This is a genomic window from Tsukamurella sp. 8F (genome assembly GCF_029167375.1).
Taxonomy (GTDB): Bacteria; Actinomycetota; Actinomycetes; order Mycobacteriales; family Mycobacteriaceae; genus Tsukamurella.
The window spans coordinates 1-764 of sequence record NZ_JARFTP010000065.1; the positions used below are offsets into that span (position 1 = coordinate 1).

Sequence of the window (764 nt, forward strand, 5' to 3'; positions counted from 1 at the left end):
GCGACCCGGGCGTTGGTCGCTTGTTCCTCGGGTGGGTCGGCTTTGAGGAAGGAGCCGGTGCCGGGTTCGCCGGAGGCGCCGAGTTGGTTGGCTTTCATCGGGACCGAGGCGCCTTGGTATTCGAGTGGGATGGGGTGGCCGTGGTCGTCGACGGGTCCGAGGGGTTGGTGGAGTTCGATGAACTCGCCCTTGGGGGTGCGGACGATGATGCCGGTCTCGATGCCGTGTTCGAGGACTTCGCGGTCGGCGCGTTGAAGGGCGATGCAGAAGCGGTAGGTGAGGTAGTAGGCGAGGGGTGGGGCGACGAGGAGGCCGATGCGGCCGATCCAGGTCATCGCGTTGAGGGATACGTGGAACTTGAGGGCGATGATGTCGTTGCCGCACGAGAGGGTGAGTACGACGTAGAAGGCGATGGCCATGGCGCCGATCGCGGTGCGTACCGGGGTGTCGCGGGGGCGTTGCAGGATGTTGTGGTGTGCATCGTCGCCGGTGAGTTTCTTCTCGATCCACGGGTACGCGAACATCGCGGCGACGACCAGTCCCAGTACGACGGCCACCAGAGCCGATGCCGGGATCGTGTGGCCGGCGATGTAGATCTCCCAGGCGGGCCAGAGGCGGGCCATGCCGTCGGTCCACATCAGGTAGAAGTCGGGCTGCGAGCCGGCGGACACGTGTGAGGGGTCGTAGGGGCCGATGTTCCAGATCGGGTTGATCGTCAGCACTCCGGCCATGATCGCGAGCACGCCGAACGTGAACGCGAAGTA

Annotated in this window: 1 pseudogene; it reads right to left on the reverse strand. The window is 65.4% G+C overall.

Annotation, left to right across the window (positions count from 1 at the left end):
• A pseudogene (locus tag P0W64_RS22495) lies at nt 1–764 on the reverse strand (cytochrome b); the annotation flags it as partial.